Here is an 18,229-nt window from a genome sequence, read left to right as displayed (position 1 = left end):
GCTGCCGGCGCGGGGCGCGGCCTTCGAGCCACACGTCCTGCGAACTCAGCTGCCCCACCTCGTACTTGCCCAGGGCGCTGATCAGCAGGCGCATCTCCAGCGCGAGGCACTCGACGAGGGCGACGAGCCCGTTCTCGGGGTCTTCGTCGGCCGCCGTCAGAGCGGCCCGGCCGAGGCCGATGGCCGAGGCGCCGAGCGTGAGGCACTTCACGGCCCTGGCACCTTCCCAGATCCGGCCCGTCACGAGCAGGCAGTTGTCCTGCGCGTCGATCAGGTCGAGGCATTCGGCCAGCGGTACGCCGACGTGGTCGAGGAACGCGCGCGGCGCCCAGCCGGTGCCGCCCTCGGCGCCGTCGACGGTGACCGCGTCCGCGCCGGCCTCCCAGGCGATCGCGGTCGCCCGGTCCACGTCGCGCGAGGGCGGCAGCTTCACCCATACCCGGCACCGCGGATAGTTGTTCCGCATCAGCCGGATCTGCTGGCGCAGCACTTCCTCGGTGAACGTGCCCGGGCTGCTGGAGCGCAGCACCGCGTCGCCGTCCGGCCCGTAGAGGTCCATCACGTCGTACTGCGCGGCCAGTTCGGCACCCCGGTCGCGCGGCACCAGCGTCATGCCGCCGACGCCCGGCTTGGCGCCCTGACCGACCTTCAGCTCGAACGCGAGCCTGCCCGACTCCAGCAGCGGCTGGGCCGCGGGGTCGGTGTAGACGAGGTTCCAGACCTCGGCGTCGGCGTCCTCGGTGCTCTGCTGGACGACGACCCCGCCGAGGCCGTCCGGCACGGCCCGGGTGTACTCGGTGATTCGGCCGAGCAATGAGCTCTCGCTCTCGTCGGCCATTCTCCCGTAGCCCGCCACCGGCACGATGTTCTCGCCGATCACCATCGGCATGCCCAGCCGCCCGGCCTGGCGTGCGACGGACCGGCCGAGGTCGCCGCCGGCCACCCGCGTCGAACCGAAGGCCGAGACATAGGCGGGCAGGGCCGAGCGGAACCCGCCGATGGCCGTCGACAGATCGACGTCCCCCGCCACGGGCTCGCGGCCGAGGTCGAAGAGCTTCTCCATGCGCAGCGGCACGAACACCGGGGGAACCAGGCGCGCCCGGTCGATGGCGTCCACCGGCGCGGCCGTGTGCTCGCCGTGCTGTCCGAACATCGTCGTGCCGTACTGCTGGGCGTCCGGGAAGGCGTCCGCCGTGCCGATCCGCGCACGCGTGCGCACGCGCTGCTCGGGGAAGCCGGGTGCTCTGAGATCACTCACGGGCGCGGGTCCCCCGGGAGCTTCGGATAGGCGGTGGCCTGCCAGGCGGCATCGAGCCCGCACAGGAAGCGGGTGAAGCGCTCCACGCCGAGGCCGAAGCCCGCGCTGGAGGGGATGCCCTCGCGGGCCAGCGTCAGGTACCACTCGTACTTCGCGGGGTTCTCACCCGTCTCGCGGATGCGCATCATGAGGTTGCGGTAGTCCGCCTCGCGCTCGCTGCCGCTCATCATCTCGCCGTATCCGCCGGGGAAGATGAGGTCGAAGTTGCACAGCACGCCGGGCTCGGCGGGGTTCTCCTTGTCGTAGAAGCCCCGGGAGCCCTTGGGATAGTCGGTGATGAAGAAGGGCTGCTCGGCGGCGGCGGAGATGATCTCCTCACCCTGCCAGTCGATCTCCGAGTTGGGCTCCTGGTCGTGGCCGCGGTCCTGGAGGTCCGCCACGGCCCGGGCGTGCGGAGTCCGGCCGTAGGGGCCGTCGAGCACGCGCTTGAGGTCATTCGTGTCGCGCCCGAGGATCTCCAACTGCTCCTGCGCGTTGAGCAGTACGTACTCCACGCAGTACTTCGTCAGGCGCTCGGCGACGTCCATGGCGTCCTCGCGCGAGCCCTCGGCGATTTCCACGTCGAGCTGGTGGAACTCGACCAGGTGCCGGTGGGTGACGGCCGTCTCCAGCGGCTCAAGCCGCACGTTCGGGGCGACATGGAAGATCTTGTCGAAGCTGAGCAGCGATGCCTGCTTGTAGAGGATTCCGCTCGTCATCAGCTTGTAGCGGTGGCCGTAGTAGTCGATGTCGACCTGCTTGGCGCCGCGCGCACCCGGGTCCGTCACCGGTCCGATGATGGGCGGCAGCAGTTCGGTGAAGCTCTCCTGGTTGAGGAACTCACGTGCTCCCGCGAGGAACTTGTTCTTCACCACCATCGTCGCGCGGGTCCGCGCGGAGGTGAGGTGGGCGCGCGGGGAGGGGAGTGCGACCCCCGTGGTCTTGCTGGACAAGTTGTGAACCTTTCCCATCCTGGCGGGTATGCCGGGCGTCATGTCCGTACGAGAATTCATCGCAGGTGCGCCGTGCTTCGATATCGGATTCGCGGCAACCAAACGGGCATATTGGTTAAAGCGGTTGAGTGCGCTAGACCCATCACGCCGGTTGTAGCAACACGGCAGGCTGTGATGGACGTCACGTGAACCTGGTTTTGTTATCCCCCGTATGTCTTGCTGTGAGTGTTTGGTGCACCTGTCGGGCGCGCGCCGTTCGCTATACATATACAGGGCCCGTGCGGAGGGTTCGATTCCCCTCGGGGTGACATCGACCTCAATCCGCAGCGGTGAATAGATCTTGACGGCGTCGTGTTGACCATGTCAAGATCGGTTCGAATGCGGGCTGGGGTGTCAGGGGCTGCCCGCTTCTAGTTCGGCGGTTATGGATGCGACCGTCAACACCGGGGGTACGGGGCTTTTTAGGCCTGCTTCAACGCGTCACCCGTTCTGGTGCTGTCTTTCGCCCACCATGCAGTGAATTGCTGGTTCCCTGTTCTTCCGTGAACCTAGAAAAGATCACTAAGGGCAAGGTTTGACATGACTTCACAGGGCGGGTTCCGTCATGCGGCGGCAGGCGAGGGCGGGCTGAAGTTCCACTGGTGTTCGCCGTTGGACAGTGGTCAGCAGAAGGCCAGCGAAAAGTACGCCACCGGACAGCTCGACTTCGATGGAATCGTTGACTTCGCGAAGGAGGCGGATGAACTCGGAGTTGATTCCCTTCTGATGGGGATCAGCTATCACATGCCCGATCCGCTTCCGATGATCGGCGCACTGGTCCGCGAGACCAAGAATGTCAAATTCATTCTTGCGTACCGCCCGGGTTTGCTTTCTCCGACTCTTTTCGCGCAGGTCGTGAATACCGTTTCGTGGATGTCGGACGGCCGGATCGCGCTGAACCTCGTGGCGGGTATTTCGCCGGTCGAGCAGGGCTACTACGGCGATTTCCTCAAGCATGACGAGCGTTATGCGCGGTCCAACGAGTTCCTCGAAATCCTGCACCGCTTCTGGCGGGGCGAGAAGTCGGTCTCCTTCACCGGTGAGCACTATCGCATCGAAGATGCGCAGCTCGGCCTCGGCTACAAGGGCGAAGGCCGGCCCGTGATCTATCTCAGCGGTGCCTCCGAGGTCGCCCAGAAGACGGCGATCGAGTACGGCGACTGCTGGCTGCGGTACGGCGACACCCCCGAGGGCATCGCCCGGGTCACCGAGCCGCTGCTGGCCCAGGACACCCGCGTCGGCATCCGTATGCACGTGCTGTCCCGCGACACCCGCGAGCAGGCTCTGGCGGACCTCGCGGAGATGATGCGCGACCCCGACGAGGACCACAAGGCATGGGTGAAGGACTTCGTGGGGAAGTCCGACTCGGCCGCCGTCCAGAGCTCGTTCACCTTGGCCGACACGGCCGAGGGCGACTGGCTCTCGCCGATGCTGTACTCGGGCGCCGTGGCCTACCGCGGCGGCCCCGCGCTGTGCGTGGTCGGCAGCCACCAGGAGGTCGCCGACTACCTGTACCGGTACAAGGCGGCGGGGGTGAGCGAGTTCATCTTCTCCGGCTGGCCCACCAGGGACGAGATGCGGAACTTCTACACCCGCGTCCTGCCCCTCGTCCGCGAACACGAGCGAAACGCCTGAACGCCATGACAACGCCCGTTCCGCGGTCGCACCGCGGGTTGTTCGCAGGCGGCGTGCTGCTCGGCCTGATGGCCGAGCAGGTCGTGCTCTTCAGCGTTCCGCTGCTGATCTTCCAGGACAGCAAGGAACTCTCGACGCTCGGCTTCGCCTTCGCCCTCGAATGGCTGCCCGGACTGATCGCCTATCCCTTCGCCGGGTTGCTGGCCGACCGGGACGGCGGCGCACGCCTCTTCTCGCGCGTGGCCGCCGGGCGGGCCGCGGTCCTCACGGTCGTCGTCGCGGTCCTCCTGCTCCGGCCGTCCGTCACCACCGCCGCCCTCATGACCAGCGGAGCCCTCCTGTCGGTGCTCGTGGCCCCGGTGCGGATGTCGGTGGAAAAGATGGTCCCGCAGATCGCCAAGGGGGAGCAACTGGCCGCCACCCAGGCGCTGGTGCAGAACATGGAGCTGCTGGCCATGGCCCTCGGTCCGGCCCTCGCCATGCTCGGCGCCGTCCTCCTGGGCAAGGTGTGGCTGCTCGGTATCGCGGCCGCGGTCTTCGCGCTCGCCGGTCTGTGCTGGCTGCCGCTGCCCCGCGTTCGGGAAAAGCGGGCCCGGCAGAACGCCCGGGCCAATCTGGCCGAGCTCAAGCTCGGCTGGTCGCTGCTGACGGGAAACCGGCCGGTGCTCCTGCTCGGCGTGCTCAACTTCGCCATCAACTTCGCCCTCGCCACGCTGCTCAGCATGAACGCGGCACTGGTGACCGGCGTGTTCAAGGCGCCCGACTCCGCGTTCGCGCTCCTGAACACCTGTGTCGGTGTGATCGGGCTCGTCAACCTCGCGCTGATTCCGTTCCTCCTGAGGAAATTCAGCGTCCAGTTCCTCGGGGTCCTCGGATTCACCCTGCTCGCGGCCGGCCTGCTGCTCGTGGGCGTGACGCCGTCCTTCGCGGTGTACGCGGTGCTCTACGTCGCCGTCATGACCGGAGACGCGCTCTACAACATCTACAACCGGACGCAGCGGATCAGGGTCATTCCCCAGGAGCACCTGGGGAAGATCATGGGCCCCTTCTACCTGCTCAACCTGCTCTCCTTTCCTCTCGCCGGTCTGCTCGTCGGAAGTGCCGCCACAGCCGTCGGCCCGCAGAACCTGGTCGCGGCCCTGGCGGTCGTCCTCTGCGTGTTCGGTGCCGTGCTGCTCCCGCTGACGATGCGTAGCTTCCGCCGGGCGATCGCCGCTCGTGAAGGCCTTCTCGTAGGAGCCAAAGCGTGAGTACTTCCTTCCGGTGCCTCGTGAGCACCGTCGAGTCCGATTCGCACATCTGGAACCTCGTCTACCTGCAGAAGCTCCTGGAGGAGAACGGCGCCACGGTCCGCAACCTCGGCAGCTGTACGCCGGTGGACCTCGTGGTGCGGGCGGTGCGCGAGTCCCGGCCCGAGCTCCTCGTGGTCTCCAGCGTCAACGGGCACGGCCACCACGGGGCCCGGGTCCTGCTGAGCGCGCTGCAAGAGAACGGCTTGGAGGTGCCGTGTGTGGTGGGGGGCAAGCTGACCACCACCGAGTCGGACAACGACCGGGTGCGGCGCGACCTGCTGGCACACGGCTACACGGACGTCTTCCTGGGTGAGGACGCCATACCCCGGTTCCGGGATTTCTTGACGTCCGGCCGGTCGGAGGGCTTCGCCCGCTGGCAGGCGGACGCGGCAGTCGTCCCACCGTGGGACGCAACGGTATCCGCAGCAGCTGGAGTTCACTGATGCACATAGTCATCGTCAACCGCTGGCCGAGGTTCTCGGACGGAGTGCGCTGGGACAACGAGCTCACCCGGTACGAGGAGTTCATCGACCACGACCGACACCGGGTGAGCTACGTGGTGGACGAGCTCGGCGCCCAGGGAGTGCTCGCCGACCCCGCGAAGATCGCCTCCTGCGTCCGGATCGGCGACGTCAACGACTTCGACGCACTGCGCGGAGCCGTCGCCGAGATCACCGAAGTGGCCGGTCCGGTCGACCAGTTGGTCGCACTGTCCGAGTTCACCCTGGAGATCGCGGCACGGGTGCGCGAGGCCCTGGGCATCCCGGGGCCCACCCCGGACGAGGTCGCGGTGTACCGCGACAAGGTCCGCATGAAGCAGGAGCTGATCAAGGCAGGACTGCGGGCGCCGAGGTTCGCCGCGTGCGTGGATCCCTCGCAGGTGCTCGCCTTCGCCGAGGACTGCGGCTACCCCGTCATCCTGAAGCCGGTCGACGGCGCGGCGAGCATCGGTGTTCACCGGGTGGAGAGCGAGGCCGAGCTGGCCGAGCTGCTGCCGACGGTCGACCTGTCCCGCTATGAGCTCGAGGAGTTCATCGAGGGCGACATCTACCACGTCGACGGGTACATCGGGGCCGGCTCGGAGGTCCGCTTCCAGGTCGCCTCGCACTACGTGAGCGACTGCCTCGCCTTCGGTGCCGGTGCGCCCCTGGGCTCGGTCGTGCTCCAGCAGTCGCCGTTGCGCGAGCGCATCGAAGCGTTCACCCAGGAGTACGTGTCGGCGCTCGGCATGTACGACACGCCGTTCCACCTGGAGCTCTTCCTGACGCCCGAGGACGAGCTGGTGTTCCTGGAGATCGGCGGCAGGATCGGCGGTGGGGAGGTGCCCCACCTGCTGAACAAGCTGTTCGGCGTCAACCTCTATGAGGTGTGGCTGCGGTCACTGGCGGGGGAGACGGTGCCCGCGCCGGTCAAGTCCGGTGACCCGGCCGGCGGCTGGCTCATCATCCCCAAGCCCGCGGACCTGCCGGCCCGGGTGGTCAGGGCCGAGCCGCTGAGCGGACGGGTGCCGACCGTCTGGCGTGAACTCCTGCCGCGGGTCGGCGAGGTGTTGCAGCCGGGCGGTGCCTACGACGCCCTCCACAGCGGGCGCTTCATCCTGCTCCACGAGGACCAGGCGCAGGTGGAGACGGACATTCAGCACATCATCGACACGTTCGAATTCGAGGCAACTTCCGCATGAGCAACGAGCCGGGTACGGACACCCGCGAGCACGATGCCACTCTCCGCTCGCGCCTGTTCGGCTATCTGAGCCAAGTCGAGATCACCGGTGTCAAGGCCGTCGGCGAGCAGATCGTCGAGTCCGCGGGGGGCCCGGACAAGCTCCCCGAGTACAAGCTCATGGTCGCCTACGGCGGCGGCAAGGACAGCACGTACGTCGTCGCGTTCGTACGGGCCGTCCAGCTGTACCTCCAGGACACCTTCGACCACACCTTCGTGATGCGCGTCGCCAACATGCGGCACGCGGGCGTGCCCCAGGCGGTGATGGACAACATCGACCGCGTCTACCGGGCCCTCGGGCTGCCGCAGGACGAGCGGGTCGAGCTCATCACGATCGACCACACGCTCATCCGTCCCTTCGAGCGGGTGCTGCCGCTGCCGCAGCGCATGCTCGACATCAACCGTCTCGACGTGCTGATGAACGGGCACCGGTCGGCCGGCGACGGCCGCCCCACCTTCTGCAACAGCTGCAACCTCTCGGTCGCCGACTTCTACGGGCGTGCCGCCTGGTGGCAGGGCGGTGTCGACGCCGTCGTCACCGGGGACTCCCGCCGCGAGCAACTGCTCTACTCCGCGTGGATCCTGCGCCTGGCCAAGGCCAGCGGCATCGACGTCGACAAGTGCCGGAGCCTGGGATTCCAGGGCCTGTTGATCGCCCTGCGCGGCATCGGCGACACGTACTTCCGCGAGCTGTTCGGCGACGACGCGGCGACGGAGCTGGCCGAGCGCGAGGTGTCCACCGGCGGCCGGTCGGCACAGCCGGAGTTCATCTCGATCTACGAGCACGTCAGTTACCGGGTGCACGACCACTGGGACCTGATCGTCGACTTCCTCGGCTTCCAGTTCGACGACCTCGCCTTCAGCTTCTCCGAGTCGGACTGCGCCAACCCCAACCTCATGGCGCATCTGCGCGGGCTGCGGACCCAGTACGTGCAGGACCGGACGTACGAGGACGGCATCACCGAATACCTTCACCTCGGCAAGGAGCTGATGAAGAAGAAGGAGATGCCGGAGAACCTGGCGCAGCTCGTGCTCAGCCGGTACGACTCGGCCGAGAAGATGGAGCAGCGCCGTCGGCTCTCGGAGGAGTTCGCCCGCGACGCCTTCGGCCTCGATGAGCCGGCGCTCGTCGCGATGGTCTTCTCGCCGTTCACGAACGAGGGCGAGCGGCTGCAGGCATTCCTCGACCGCTGCCACCCGGACATGTCCGGCAGCGCCGAGCGGCTGCGCGCGGTCCTCGACGGCTCGTCCGACGAGGCGGAGGCGGTGGCCTGGCTGGAGGGGACGTCGGCCCTTTCGCTGTCGCAGCTGCGCACCCTGTACCGCAGTTCGCTGACGGACTTCACGGCGCGGGACTCGATGATCGCGCGGGTGCGGGCGGACGACCCGCACAAGACCGGCGTGCAGACCTTCGACCCGGGGACCGGCGGACTCAAGCTCGAGATGATCTCCGGTCGGTGACGTGTCCGGATACTTCGACCGGTTCGTAGCCGACTCCCGTCGGCTGCGGACCCTGGTCGTCCAGCCGCGCATGGGGATGGGCAACATCCACACCATGCGCGCGGGACTGCGGGCCGTGGCTGACCTCGGTGTCAGGGCCGTCGGTACGGTCACGATCGACAGTTACACCAGGGTCGGTGACTACACCACGTCCCTGGAGCGTCTCGCCTTGGGGGAGGAGCTCAACGGCTACCCCTTGGTGTCGCATCCGACGGGTGCGACCCGGGACATGCTGCACGGCCTGTACGGGCCTGGCTTCCCCGTGCAGGTGCGGCACGGTACCGCGCGGCCGCAGCGTGTCTTCGAAAGGCTGGTCGAGGTCGGCCTGGACGCGACGGAGGGCGGACCGGTCTCCTACTGTCTGCCCTACAGCCGCCTCCCGCTGGCCGACGCCGTGACGGCGTGGGCGGAAAGCTGCCGCTTCCTGGCCGGCACGACGGAACACGGGCACATCGAGAGCTTCGGCGGCTGCCTGCTCGGGCAGCTCTGCCCGCCGTCCCTGCTGGTGGCGATGGGTATCCTGGAGGGCCGGTTCTTCCGGCAGCACGGGGTGCGCCACCTGTCGCTGAGCTATGCGCAGGGGACGCTGGCCGTCCAGGACCGGGGCGCCCTGCGGGCGTTGCGGGCCCTGGCCGCGGAGTACCTGGGGGACACCACCTGGCACGTGGTGCTCTACACGTACATGGGACTCTTCCCCCGCACCCCGGACGGTGCGGGCGCGCTCATCCGGGACAGCGCCCGCCTCGCGCGCGACGCCGGATGCGAGCGAATGATCGTCAAGACGGTCTCGGAGGCCTGGCAGATACCCAGCGTGTCCGAAAACCTCTCGGCCCTGACCCTGGCCGCCGATGACCCCGGGACGCGCTCGGCGCCCTCCGCGCTGGAGGACGCCTTCTTCGAGGAGACGCTCGCGGAGGCCCGGCTCCTCGTCGACGCGGTGCTCAACCTCGACGCCGACGTGGGCACCGCGCTGGTGGCGGCGTTCGGCAAGGGGCTGCTCGACATCCCCTTCTGCCTGCACCCGGACAACCGGGCCGCGGCCACCTGCGTCATCGACGACCGGGGCGCCCTGGCCTGGGGCGAGCGGGGCGGCCTTCCGCTGCCCAAGGCGGGCGCGGGCGCCCCGGGCGGTGGCCGACTGGGCTCCGACGCGCTCTACGACATGCTCAACCACGTGGCGAACCGCTATGACACCAACGAATTCGAGTGGGGATCGGTGTGACCAACTTGAGTGTCCAACCGCAGGGGCCGCAGCCGCCCGTCGTCGTGCTCGTGGACGCGTTCTCCACCGGGGCGATGCTGGCCCGGGAGGCGGCCGGCCACTACCGCGTGGTGCATGTGCGCTCCCGCGACCTCGTCCCCGCGACCTTCGCGGCGAGCCTGCCCACGGAGGTCTTCGCCGAGGACCTCACCTACCCGGGTCACACCGAGGAGGTGCTGCGCCGACTGGCCGCGCTGGAGCCGATGGCCGTCATCCCCGCCAGTGAGTTCGGGGTGGAGGCCGCCGACGAGATAGCCGCCCGGCTCGGACTGCGCGGCAACGACGCCGCCCGTTCTGCCGCCCGGCGCGACAAGTACCTCATGATGGAGGCGCTCGCGGCGGCGGGCGTACGCAGCTCGCGCCAGTGCCACGGGGCCGAACTCGGGCCGCTCCTGGCATGGCGGCGCGCTGCGGGCCTGGAGCGGGTGGTGGTCAAGCCGCTCGACAGCGCGGGCTCCGACGACGTCTACACCTGCGACACCGAGCAGGAGGTGGCCGCGGCCTTCGAGGCAGTCATCGGCAAGACGAACCTCATGCTGAGGACCAACGAGACCGTGCTCGTCCAGGAGTATCTCGACGGTGACGAATACATCGTCAACACCGTCAGCCGGGACGGGACACACTGGTTCACCGACGCGTGGATCAGCCGCAAGACGGTCCAGGACGGCAAGCGGAAGGTGTACGACTCCGAGGACCTGCTCGCCCCGGACGACCCGGCCATCGACCGGATCTTCCCGTACGTCTCCGACTGCCTGGATGCGCTGGGCATCACCGACGGCCCGGCCCACAGCGAGCTGATCCTCACCGCGAGCGGTCCCGTCCTGCTGGAGACCGGGGCCCGGCTGTCGGGCCTGGCCAACCCCGAGGCACTCGACCGGTGCACGGGCGCCAATCAGGTCGGCCTCACCCTCGACTGCTACACGCCGCGGGCCGAGACGCTGACGCGCCGTCCCGTGCGCTACCCGCAGCTGGAGCAGGCGCGGTGCGTGAACCTGGTCGCGCGCCGAGAGGTACCCCTGGACACCGGCAGGATCCAGGCGGAGCTGGGGCGGCTCGCGGCCTTCGAGAGCGTGCGGTTCCGGGTGGCCGACGGTGCGCCGACGGTGCGCACCGTGGACCTGAACTCCTCACCCGGCGCGGTCTTCCTCGTGCACGGGAACCAGGCCGAGATCGACCGCGCCCACAAGGAGTTGCGCGAGCTGGAGCACGAACTGCTCTGAGCACTCCCAGACGCAGCGCCGGGCCCGCGCGGCGGGTGCCCTCGTCGGGGCGCCCGCCCGGCGGGCCCGGCCACCCACTCCGACGCCGGTCCGGGGGCCGACCCGCTCGCGCACCGGACCCCACACGAGATCCTGGTGAAGCCACATGCCCATAAGTCCCGAGCAGTTCCGCGAGATATTCGGTTCGTTTCCCACGGTGGTCGCCATCATCACGGCGGTGGACGATCAGGGTGAGCCGCGCGGGTTCACGTGCAATGCCGTCTGCTCCGTCTCCGTGGCGCCGCCCCTGCTGCTGATCAGCGTGGACAAGCGGTCCCAGACCCTTCCGGCGCTGGAGTCGTCGCAGGCGTTCGTGGTCAACTTCCTTTCGGCGTCCGGGCAGGAGGCGTCCCAGGTCTTCGCAGGCAAGGGGCAGGACAAGTTCACTCACGTGCGGTGGCGCCCCTCGGAGGCGGCCGGGGGAGCCCCGATCCTGTCGGACGTGGCGCTGGCGTACGCGGAATGCCGCGTCGTCCAGACCGTCGAAGCCGGGGACCACTGGCTCTTCATCGGCCAGGTCGAGGGCGGCGGCACACAGCCCCACGAGCCCCTCCTCTACTGCCAGGGCGAATACAGCGTCTGGCCCCAACTGGTGCCCTACGGAGGCTGATTCCAGCCCATCGTTCCGCGAATGCCGTGGCCCGTCGGGTCATGTGCCGAGCACGGCACATGACCCGACGGGCCACGGCAGGGCTTCCCGTTTCCGGCGTCGTCCGCCGCTCAGCCGGAAAACGTCACTGAGTCTTCGGCATTCCGAAACGGAACGCGGCGAAATCGTCGGGGTATTTCCGGGCCTTGCGCGTGTTCAGCCACAGGCGCAGCAGATCGCGGCGGCGCCCCGGCTCGTCCTGGAACGCCGAACGGCCGTGCACGACCACGTTGTTGTTGAGCAGCTGGATGTCCCCCGTGCGCAGCTTCATGGTGAGGCAGTGCTCCTCCATGGAGCCGATTTCCTGGAACAGTTCCAGTGCGTGCCGCTCGATGTCGCTGAGCGGGATACCGGACTTCACCGTCGCCGACTCGATGTAGTGCGTCATGTAGAAACGGCAGTTGAGCAGTCCGTCGAAGTAGCCGTACACCGAATTCCGGTAGTACGGGATCTCGTCGCCCGCGTTCTCGGCCCTCCGGTCGTACACGAAGCCTCGGTAGTAGAGGCCGAGCAGCTCCCGGTGGTGGGCCAGCAGGTGGTTGTAGATGGTCATGGAGCTGGCCAGTGTGCTCTCGCCGCCCTGACCCGAGTTGCGCAGGCACAGCAGGCCCACGATGTCGGCGCTGTCCGTGTGGAAGGGCAGCTCGGAACGTGTCCGGTAGGCCCGGGTCTCCACGGAGGGGTCGCCGAGTTCGCCCTCGGAATGGTCCCTGACGTGGGCCATCAGATCGCCGGCGGCGTTCTGCGACACGGGTGTGCCGAGGTGCAGGCCGATGCCCCAGTACACCAGCTTGGCGTCCTCCACCGTCCACTTCTCCACCGGCAGCCCGCGCAGTACCGCGAAACCCCGCCCGAACTCGAGCTCGTCCACGATGCCTTCGAGCCGTCTTGTGACCGTGGGCAGCGGAAAGTCGTCGACGCAAAGCGTGCCCGGCGACCTTCCGTGTCCCTTGGCGACGGCCAACGCACGTTCCACTTCCGCTATTTCACATTCATCCAGGACTTCGGTCCAGTCGCCCGGACCGGAGAAGTCGCCGGCCCGCCAGACGCCGGCACCGGTAACCGGCTCGGTACGTATCGGATTACTGGACTCAAGGGACAAGGCTCTCTCCAACTCTCTTCATGTGGACCGGCGTTATCAGGTGCGAGGGCCGCCGGACACACGGATCACCGACGGCTGGTCGATCATGTGCGCAGTCTGTCGAGGCGTCAAAGTTCCACCGCTTCTGGACTTAACGGGTGCATGGTGCACTCGGGTGGCCGTTCGTTCTGTGGGTCAAATCACCTTCACTGGAGGGCTGTTGATGTCCTGTCAGGTGATTGGGTAGTGTTCCGGCTCCCTGGGGCCGACCGCGCGGAGCGTCCGACGCCCATGTGCCGAGGCAGATTCCGCATTCTCGTTCTCCCTTTCTGTCTTCTCCGCGAAGGAAGCCCGTGTCCGAACCCGGCACTGCCGCCGGACCGCACCTTCGCCACACGCCGCCGACCTCCACGGAGCAACAGTGACCCTGCCCCCTCGCCGCACGTCGGCCCTCCTCCTCGGATGCGCCCTCCTCGCGGGCACGCTGGCCGGATGCGGCTCCGGCTCCGGGCGGCAGTCCGGTGACGCGCTCACCGTGGGCCTGGTGGCCGAGCCCGCCACGCTGGACTTCTCCGGCACCGACGGGGCGGCCATCCCGCAGGCGCTGCTGGGCAATGTGTACGAGGGGCTGGTCCGCGTCGACCAGCAGGGCAGGATCCAGCCCCAGCTGGCCGAGAAGTACGAGCGCAGCGCCGACGGTCTCACCTACACCTTCCACCTCCGCAAGAACGTGAAGTTCACCAACGGCGCCCCCTTCACCGCCGACGACGCCGTCTTCTCCATCGACCAGGTCAAGACGCGGTGGAAGCTGAAGGTCGCCCAGCAGATGGCGGTGGTCGACAAGGCGGTGAAGGTGAACGCCGACACGGTCGCCGTGACCCTCAAGCACCCCAGCAACAACTGGCTGTACGCGATGACTTCGCGCATCGGCGCCATGTACAGCCGCACCGGAGTCGGCGACCTGAAGAACCACCCCGTGGGCACCGGCCCCTTCACCGTGGGCAGCTGGCAGCGCGGCGACAAGCTGATCCTGCGGCGCAACGCCGACTACTGGGGCGTCAAGCCCCAGTTGAACCAGGTGTCCTTGAAGTACTTCAAGGACGCGGGCGCCCTGAACAACGCCATGCTCGCCGGCGACGTCAACGTCGTGGGCGCGGTGCAGGCCCCCGAGACGCTCTCGCGCTTCGCCGACAAGAGCCGCTTCCAGGTCATCGACGGCTCCTCGACCGCCGAGGTCGTCCTGTCGATGAACAACTCCCGCAAGCCGTTCATCGACAAGCGGGTCCGCCAGGCGGTGCGCTACGGCATCGACCACGAGGCGCTGCTGAAGACCGCCCGGTTCGGCCGAGGCACACTGATCGGCTCCCAGGAGGCGCCCACCGACCCGTGGTACGCGGGCGACTCCAACCGCGTCCCGTACGACCCGGCCAAGGCCAAGCAGCTCGTCAAGGACGCCGGGGCCGAGGGGACCGTGCTCAAGATGCGCATCCCCAATCTGCCCTACGCGGTCAGCGCGGCCCAGATCGTCAAGGACCAGCTGGCACAGGTGGGTCTCAAGGCGGACATCGAGCCGCTGGAGTTCCCGGCCCGCTGGCTGTCCGAGGTCTTCAACAAGGCCGATTACGACCTGTCGATCATCGCGCACAGCGAGCCCCGCGACCAGTGGATCTTCGCCGACCCCAGCTACTACTTCCGCTACGACAAACCCGCCTATGCCGACCTGCTCAAGCAGGCCGACGCCGGCCCGCCGCAGGAGGAGAGCGACCGCTACCGCGCGGCCCTCAGGATGCTGTCGCAGGACGCCGCCGCGGACTGGCTCTACCTCATGCCGAACCTGATGGTCGCGGACGCCAAGCTGCAGGGTCTGCCCGTCAACCAGGTGGGCGAGGGGCTGGAGTTCGCCGGAGTGCGGTGGTCCGGCAAGTGAGCACCACCACCGGTGCGGGCGGTGCCGCGTGTACCTGATCGTGCGTAAGACCCTGACCCTGCTCGTCGGTGCGTTCGCCGCCAGCTTCGTCGTCTTCTGCTGCCTCGCGGTCCTGCCCGGCAATGCGGCGGAGGTGGCCCTCGGAACCAACGCGACGCCGGATGCCGTGGCCCGGCTCAGCGAGGAGTTCGGCACCGACCGGCCCCTCCTGACGCAGTACGCCGACTGGGCGCTCGGCCTGCTGCACGGCGACTTCGGCACGTCGTACGTGACACACGAGCCGATCGGCCCGCGCGTCGCGGACCGCTTCGGCGTCACCCTGTGGCTGGTGGCGGGCGGCATGCTCGTCGCGCTGCTGATCGCGCTGCCCGCGGGGGTGCTCTCCGCCGCCTGGCACCGCAAGCCCCGCGGCACCCTGCTCTCGGCCCTCAGCCAGGCGGGCATCGCCGTACCCGCGTTCCTCGCCGGCCTCCTGCTCGTGTACGTCTTCGCGGTGCGCGCCGGTGCCCTGCCCGCGGGCGGCTACGTCCCGCTCGCCGAGGACCCGGGGGAGTGGGCCAGACACCTCGTGCTGCCCTGCCTGTCCCTGGGCCTGGTCCAGGGCGCGGCCCTCTCGCGCTACGTCCGCTCCGCCGTACTCTCCGTGCAGCGCCAGGACTACATGCGTACGGCGCGCGCCAAGGGGGCCCGCCGCTGGGCCGCGCTGTGCCGGCACGGCCTGCCCAACGCCGCCGTGCCCGTGCTCACCGTCCTGGGACTGCAGCTGAGCGCCCTTCTGGTCGGAGCGATCGTCGTCGAACGGGTCTTCGTGATCCCCGGCCTGGGCGATCTGCTCCTGCGTGCGGTGGCCGACCGGGACCTCCTGCTCATCCAGGGCGTCGTGACCGTCCTCGTGGTCGCCGTCCTCGTGGTGAACCTCCTGACGGACGTGCTGTACCGCGTCGTCGACCCCCGCCTGCGGAGCCGCTGATGAAGTCCCGGATGTCCCTGACGATCGGCGGCGCGCTCGTCCTGCTGCTGCTGGTCACTGCCCTGCTGTCCCTGGTGTGGACCCCGCACGACGCGAGCCACATCGACGCGTCCCGACAGCTCGCCCCGCCCGACGCCGGCCACCCGCTGGGCACCGATCAGTTCGGCCGGGACGTGCTCAGCCGTCTGATGGAGGGCGCCCGCATCACCGTGTTCGCGGGCGTCGTCGCCGTCGGCATCGCCCTGCTGGCCGGCGTCCCCATGGGTGTGGTCTCCGGCATGTCCGGCGGCTGGCTCGACAACGTCGTCATGCGCGTCAGCGACTTCCTGCTGGCCTTCCCCGCGCTGCTGCTCGCCATCCTGCTGGCCGCGGTCTACGGCACGGGCACCCTCACCGCGATGGTGGCGATCGGCATCGCCTCGGCCCCCGGCTTCGCCCGGGTGAGCCGGGCCGCAACACTGCGCGTCATGGCCGGCGAGTACATCGACGCGGCACGCCTGGCGGGGCGAAGCCGCACGGCCATCGCGGTCCGGCACGTCGTGCCGAACATCCTCGACGTCGTCATCGTCCAGGCCTCCGTGTCCTTCGCCACCGCCGTGCTCGCCGAAGCCGCGCTGTCCTACCTGGGTCTCGGCACCGTCCCGCCGACCCCCTCCTGGGGGCGCATGCTCCAGGAGTCCCAGGACCTGCTCTTCTCCACGCCCGAACTCTGTCTGTGGCCCGGACTGGCCACCGCCGCCGCCGTACTGGGGCTCAACCTCCTCGGCGACGGCCTGCGCGACCGGGTCGACCCCACGCTCGAAGGAGTGCGATGAACGCCGGCCCGCCGCTGCTCGAAGTGACGGATCTGACCGTCGACTCACAGGCGACGCGGCTGGTGCGCGGGGTCGGCTTCACCGTGGGGCGCGGCGAGCGGGTAGGCATCATCGGCGAGTCCGGCTCCGGCAAGTCCCTCACCGCGCTGGCCGCCCTGGGGCTGCTCGACGACGGGCTGCGGGCCGGCGGCAGCGTGCGCCTCGCCGGCGAGGAACTCGACCTCGTCAGCGCGAGCGACCGCGCCCTGTCGGCGATCCGCGGCAAGCGCGTCGGCATGGTCTTCCAGGAGCCCATGAGCGCGCTCAACCCGGTCTACCGCCTCGGTACGCAAATCACCGAGGGCATCCGGCTGCACGGCACCCGGCCCACCCGTCGCGCCGGGCACGAGGCGGCCGCGGAACTCCTCGAACGCCTGAAGCTGCCCGACCCGCACCGCGCCGCACGTGCCTACCCGCACCAGCTCTCCGGCGGCCAGCGCCAGCGCGGCGTCCTCGCCATCGCGCTCGCCAACGACCCCGACCTGTTGATCTGCGACGAGCCGACCACCGCGCTCGACGTGACGGTGCAGAAGGAGATCACCGACCTGATCGTCGGCGACTCCGAACAGCGGGGCACCGCCGTGCTGTTCATCAGCCACGACCTGGCCCTGGTCTCCTCGGTGTGCCACCGCGTGCTGGTCATGTACGGCGGCCGGATCGTGGAGAGCGGGCCCGTCCACCGGGTGCTGTCCGCCCCCCGGCACCCGTACACCCGGGCGTTGCTCGCCACCAGCGACCTCACCCCGGGCACCCGCCCCCGGGCGATCCCCGGCATCGTGCCCGCGCCGGGGGACCTGCAGGCCGGCTGCGGCTTCAGCAACCGCTGCGCCCTGGCCGACGACAAGTGCGCCGAACTGCCGCCCCTGCTGGGCGGCGCCGAGGGCGCGGTCGCCTGCTGGCACCACGAGGTGCCCGGCGCCTTGCCCGGGGTGCGGCAGCCGTCGGCTCCGCAGGCGCAGGCCTCCTGGGAGCGGCCGGCGGACGGCGAGCCGGTGCTGTCGGCGCGTGGGCTCACCCGGCGCTACCCGGGCCGGCGCGTGCGCCGCTTGGGCAGGCGACCCACCGTCAGCGTCCTCGACTCCATCGACCTCGACCTGTACGCCGGTCAGCGGGTCGGTGTGGTCGGTGAGTCCGGCGCGGGCAAGTCGACGCTGCTGCGGCTGCTCGCCGGCCTCGACCGGCCCAGCGGCGGCCGGGTACTCGGACCGGGCCGACCCGGCGGTCCTGGCCGGGGCGCCGGCGGCCTGCAAATGGTCTTCCAGGACCCCATGGGCTCGCTCGACCCCCGGCAGCGGGTACGCGACATCGTCGCCGAGCCCCTTCCCCACCGAGGCTCACCGGCCGCGCGCGAGAGGGTCCTCGAACTGCTTGCGGCCGTCGGGCTGCCCGAAGAGGCCGCCGGACGCTACCCGCACCAGTTCTCCGGCGGGCAGCGCCAGCGCATCGCCATCGCCCGGGCGCTGGCGCCCGAGCCGGCCGTGCTCCTCGCCGACGAGCCCGTCAGCGCGCTGGACGTCTCGGTCCGTGCCCAGGTCCTCGACCTGCTGCGCACCGCCACGGCCGAGCGCGACACGGCCCTGTGCGTCATCTCGCACGATCTCGGTGTCATCCGCTACCTGTGCGACACCGTCCTCGTCCTGCGGGACGGCAAGGCCGTGGAGACCGGCCCGGTGGAGTCGGTCTGGCGTGCCCCGAAGCATCCGTACACCGAGCAACTGCTCGCCGCCGTACCCCAGTTGGTGATTCCCGACGGCGAGGGGAGCGAAGCGCGCCGCGCTCCCTGACCTCGGCTC

General features: G+C 69.3%; 15 protein-coding genes. 12 read left to right on the top strand and 3 right to left on the bottom strand.

The window, feature by feature from the left end; translation table 11 throughout:
* Positions 1-1,258, bottom strand: a 1,258-nt coding sequence (locus IE267_RS28155; protein WP_189765141.1) for a glutamate synthase-related protein, incomplete at its 3' end; no start/stop codon positions are given.
* Positions 1,255-2,250: an asparagine synthetase A gene (locus tag IE267_RS28150; protein WP_229861466.1), complete on the bottom strand. Its 996-nt coding sequence runs from the start codon at positions 2,248-2,250 to the stop codon at positions 1,255-1,257. The genes IE267_RS28150 and IE267_RS28155, both read right to left, overlap by 4 nt.
* A gap of 579 nt (positions 2,251-2,829) precedes the next feature.
* Here IE267_RS28150 and IE267_RS28145 point away from each other — a divergent pair.
* The 8 genes from IE267_RS28145 to IE267_RS28110 all read left to right on the top strand — a co-directional run bounded on the left by IE267_RS28145 (position 2,830) and on the right by IE267_RS28110 (position 11,565).
* Positions 2,830-3,924, top strand: a complete 1,095-nt coding sequence (locus tag IE267_RS28145; protein WP_189765140.1) for an LLM class flavin-dependent oxidoreductase — start codon at positions 2,830-2,832, stop codon at positions 3,922-3,924.
* 5 nt (positions 3,925-3,929) lie between these two features.
* Positions 3,930-5,174: an MFS transporter gene (locus tag IE267_RS28140; protein WP_161249984.1), complete on the top strand. Its 1,245-nt coding sequence runs from the start codon at positions 3,930-3,932 to the stop codon at positions 5,172-5,174.
* Positions 5,171-5,659: a cobalamin B12-binding domain-containing protein gene (locus IE267_RS28135; RefSeq protein WP_167159917.1), complete on the top strand. Its 489-nt coding sequence runs from the start codon at positions 5,171-5,173 to the stop codon at positions 5,657-5,659. The genes IE267_RS28140 and IE267_RS28135 overlap by 4 nt, the downstream gene beginning before the upstream one ends.
* Positions 5,659-6,897, top strand: a complete 1,239-nt coding sequence (locus tag IE267_RS28130) for an ATP-grasp domain-containing protein (protein WP_167159919.1) — start codon at positions 5,659-5,661, stop codon at positions 6,895-6,897. Before IE267_RS28135 ends, IE267_RS28130 begins: the two co-directional genes overlap by 1 nt.
* Entirely contained in the window at positions 6,894-8,396 is a 1,503-nt protein-coding gene (locus IE267_RS28125; protein ID WP_205380416.1) for a PqqD family protein, read from the top strand. The genes IE267_RS28130 and IE267_RS28125 overlap by 4 nt, the downstream gene beginning before the upstream one ends.
* Position 8,397: 1 nt before the next feature.
* Positions 8,398-9,657, top strand: coding sequence for a methylaspartate mutase (locus tag IE267_RS28120; protein ID WP_189765139.1), 1,260 nt, complete (start codon positions 8,398-8,400; stop codon positions 9,655-9,657).
* On the top strand, positions 9,654-10,916 hold the full coding sequence (locus tag IE267_RS28115) for an ATP-grasp domain-containing protein (RefSeq protein ID WP_189765138.1): 1,263 nt from the start codon (positions 9,654-9,656) through the stop codon (positions 10,914-10,916). Before IE267_RS28120 ends, IE267_RS28115 begins: the two co-directional genes overlap by 4 nt.
* Before the next feature lie 145 nt (positions 10,917-11,061).
* Positions 11,062-11,565 (top strand): flavin reductase family protein, encoded by a 504-nt coding sequence (locus IE267_RS28110; protein ID WP_189765137.1) that lies wholly within the window; start codon positions 11,062-11,064, stop codon positions 11,563-11,565.
* Between the two features lie 124 nt (positions 11,566-11,689).
* Here IE267_RS28110 and IE267_RS28105 read toward each other — a convergent pair whose 3' ends face one another.
* Positions 11,690-12,580: a TauD/TfdA family dioxygenase gene (locus IE267_RS28105; protein WP_268251595.1), complete on the bottom strand. Its 891-nt coding sequence runs from the start codon at positions 12,578-12,580 to the stop codon at positions 11,690-11,692.
* A gap of 526 nt (positions 12,581-13,106) precedes the next feature.
* Between IE267_RS28105 and IE267_RS28100 the strand changes: the two genes are divergently transcribed.
* The 4 genes from IE267_RS28100 to IE267_RS28085 are packed head-to-tail and all read left to right on the top strand — an operon-like array spanning position 13,107 to position 18,220.
* The gene (locus IE267_RS28100) at positions 13,107-14,612 is read left to right on the top strand and encodes an ABC transporter substrate-binding protein (protein WP_189765135.1); all 1,506 of its coding nucleotides are present in this window, start codon (positions 13,107-13,109) and stop codon (positions 14,610-14,612) included.
* A gap of 28 nt (positions 14,613-14,640) precedes the next feature.
* Positions 14,641-15,582, top strand: a complete 942-nt coding sequence (locus tag IE267_RS28095) for an ABC transporter permease (RefSeq protein WP_167159929.1) — start codon at positions 14,641-14,643, stop codon at positions 15,580-15,582.
* A gap of 11 nt (positions 15,583-15,593) precedes the next feature.
* A complete protein-coding gene (locus IE267_RS28090) occupies positions 15,594-16,397 on the top strand; it encodes an ABC transporter permease (RefSeq protein WP_229861465.1) in 804 nt (267 codons plus the stop codon).
* Complete coding sequence (locus IE267_RS28085; protein WP_189765133.1) at positions 16,394-18,220, top strand: dipeptide ABC transporter ATP-binding protein; 1,827 nt, start codon at positions 16,394-16,396, stop codon at positions 18,218-18,220. The genes IE267_RS28090 and IE267_RS28085 overlap by 4 nt, the downstream gene beginning before the upstream one ends.
* Positions 18,221-18,229: the final 9 nt, after the last annotated feature.

It is taken from the genome of Streptomyces xanthochromogenes, assembly GCF_014650455.1.
Classification (GTDB): domain Bacteria; phylum Actinomycetota; class Actinomycetes; order Streptomycetales; family Streptomycetaceae; genus Streptomyces; species Streptomyces xanthochromogenes.
This window is presented reverse-complemented; position numbering and strand designations above follow the sequence as displayed.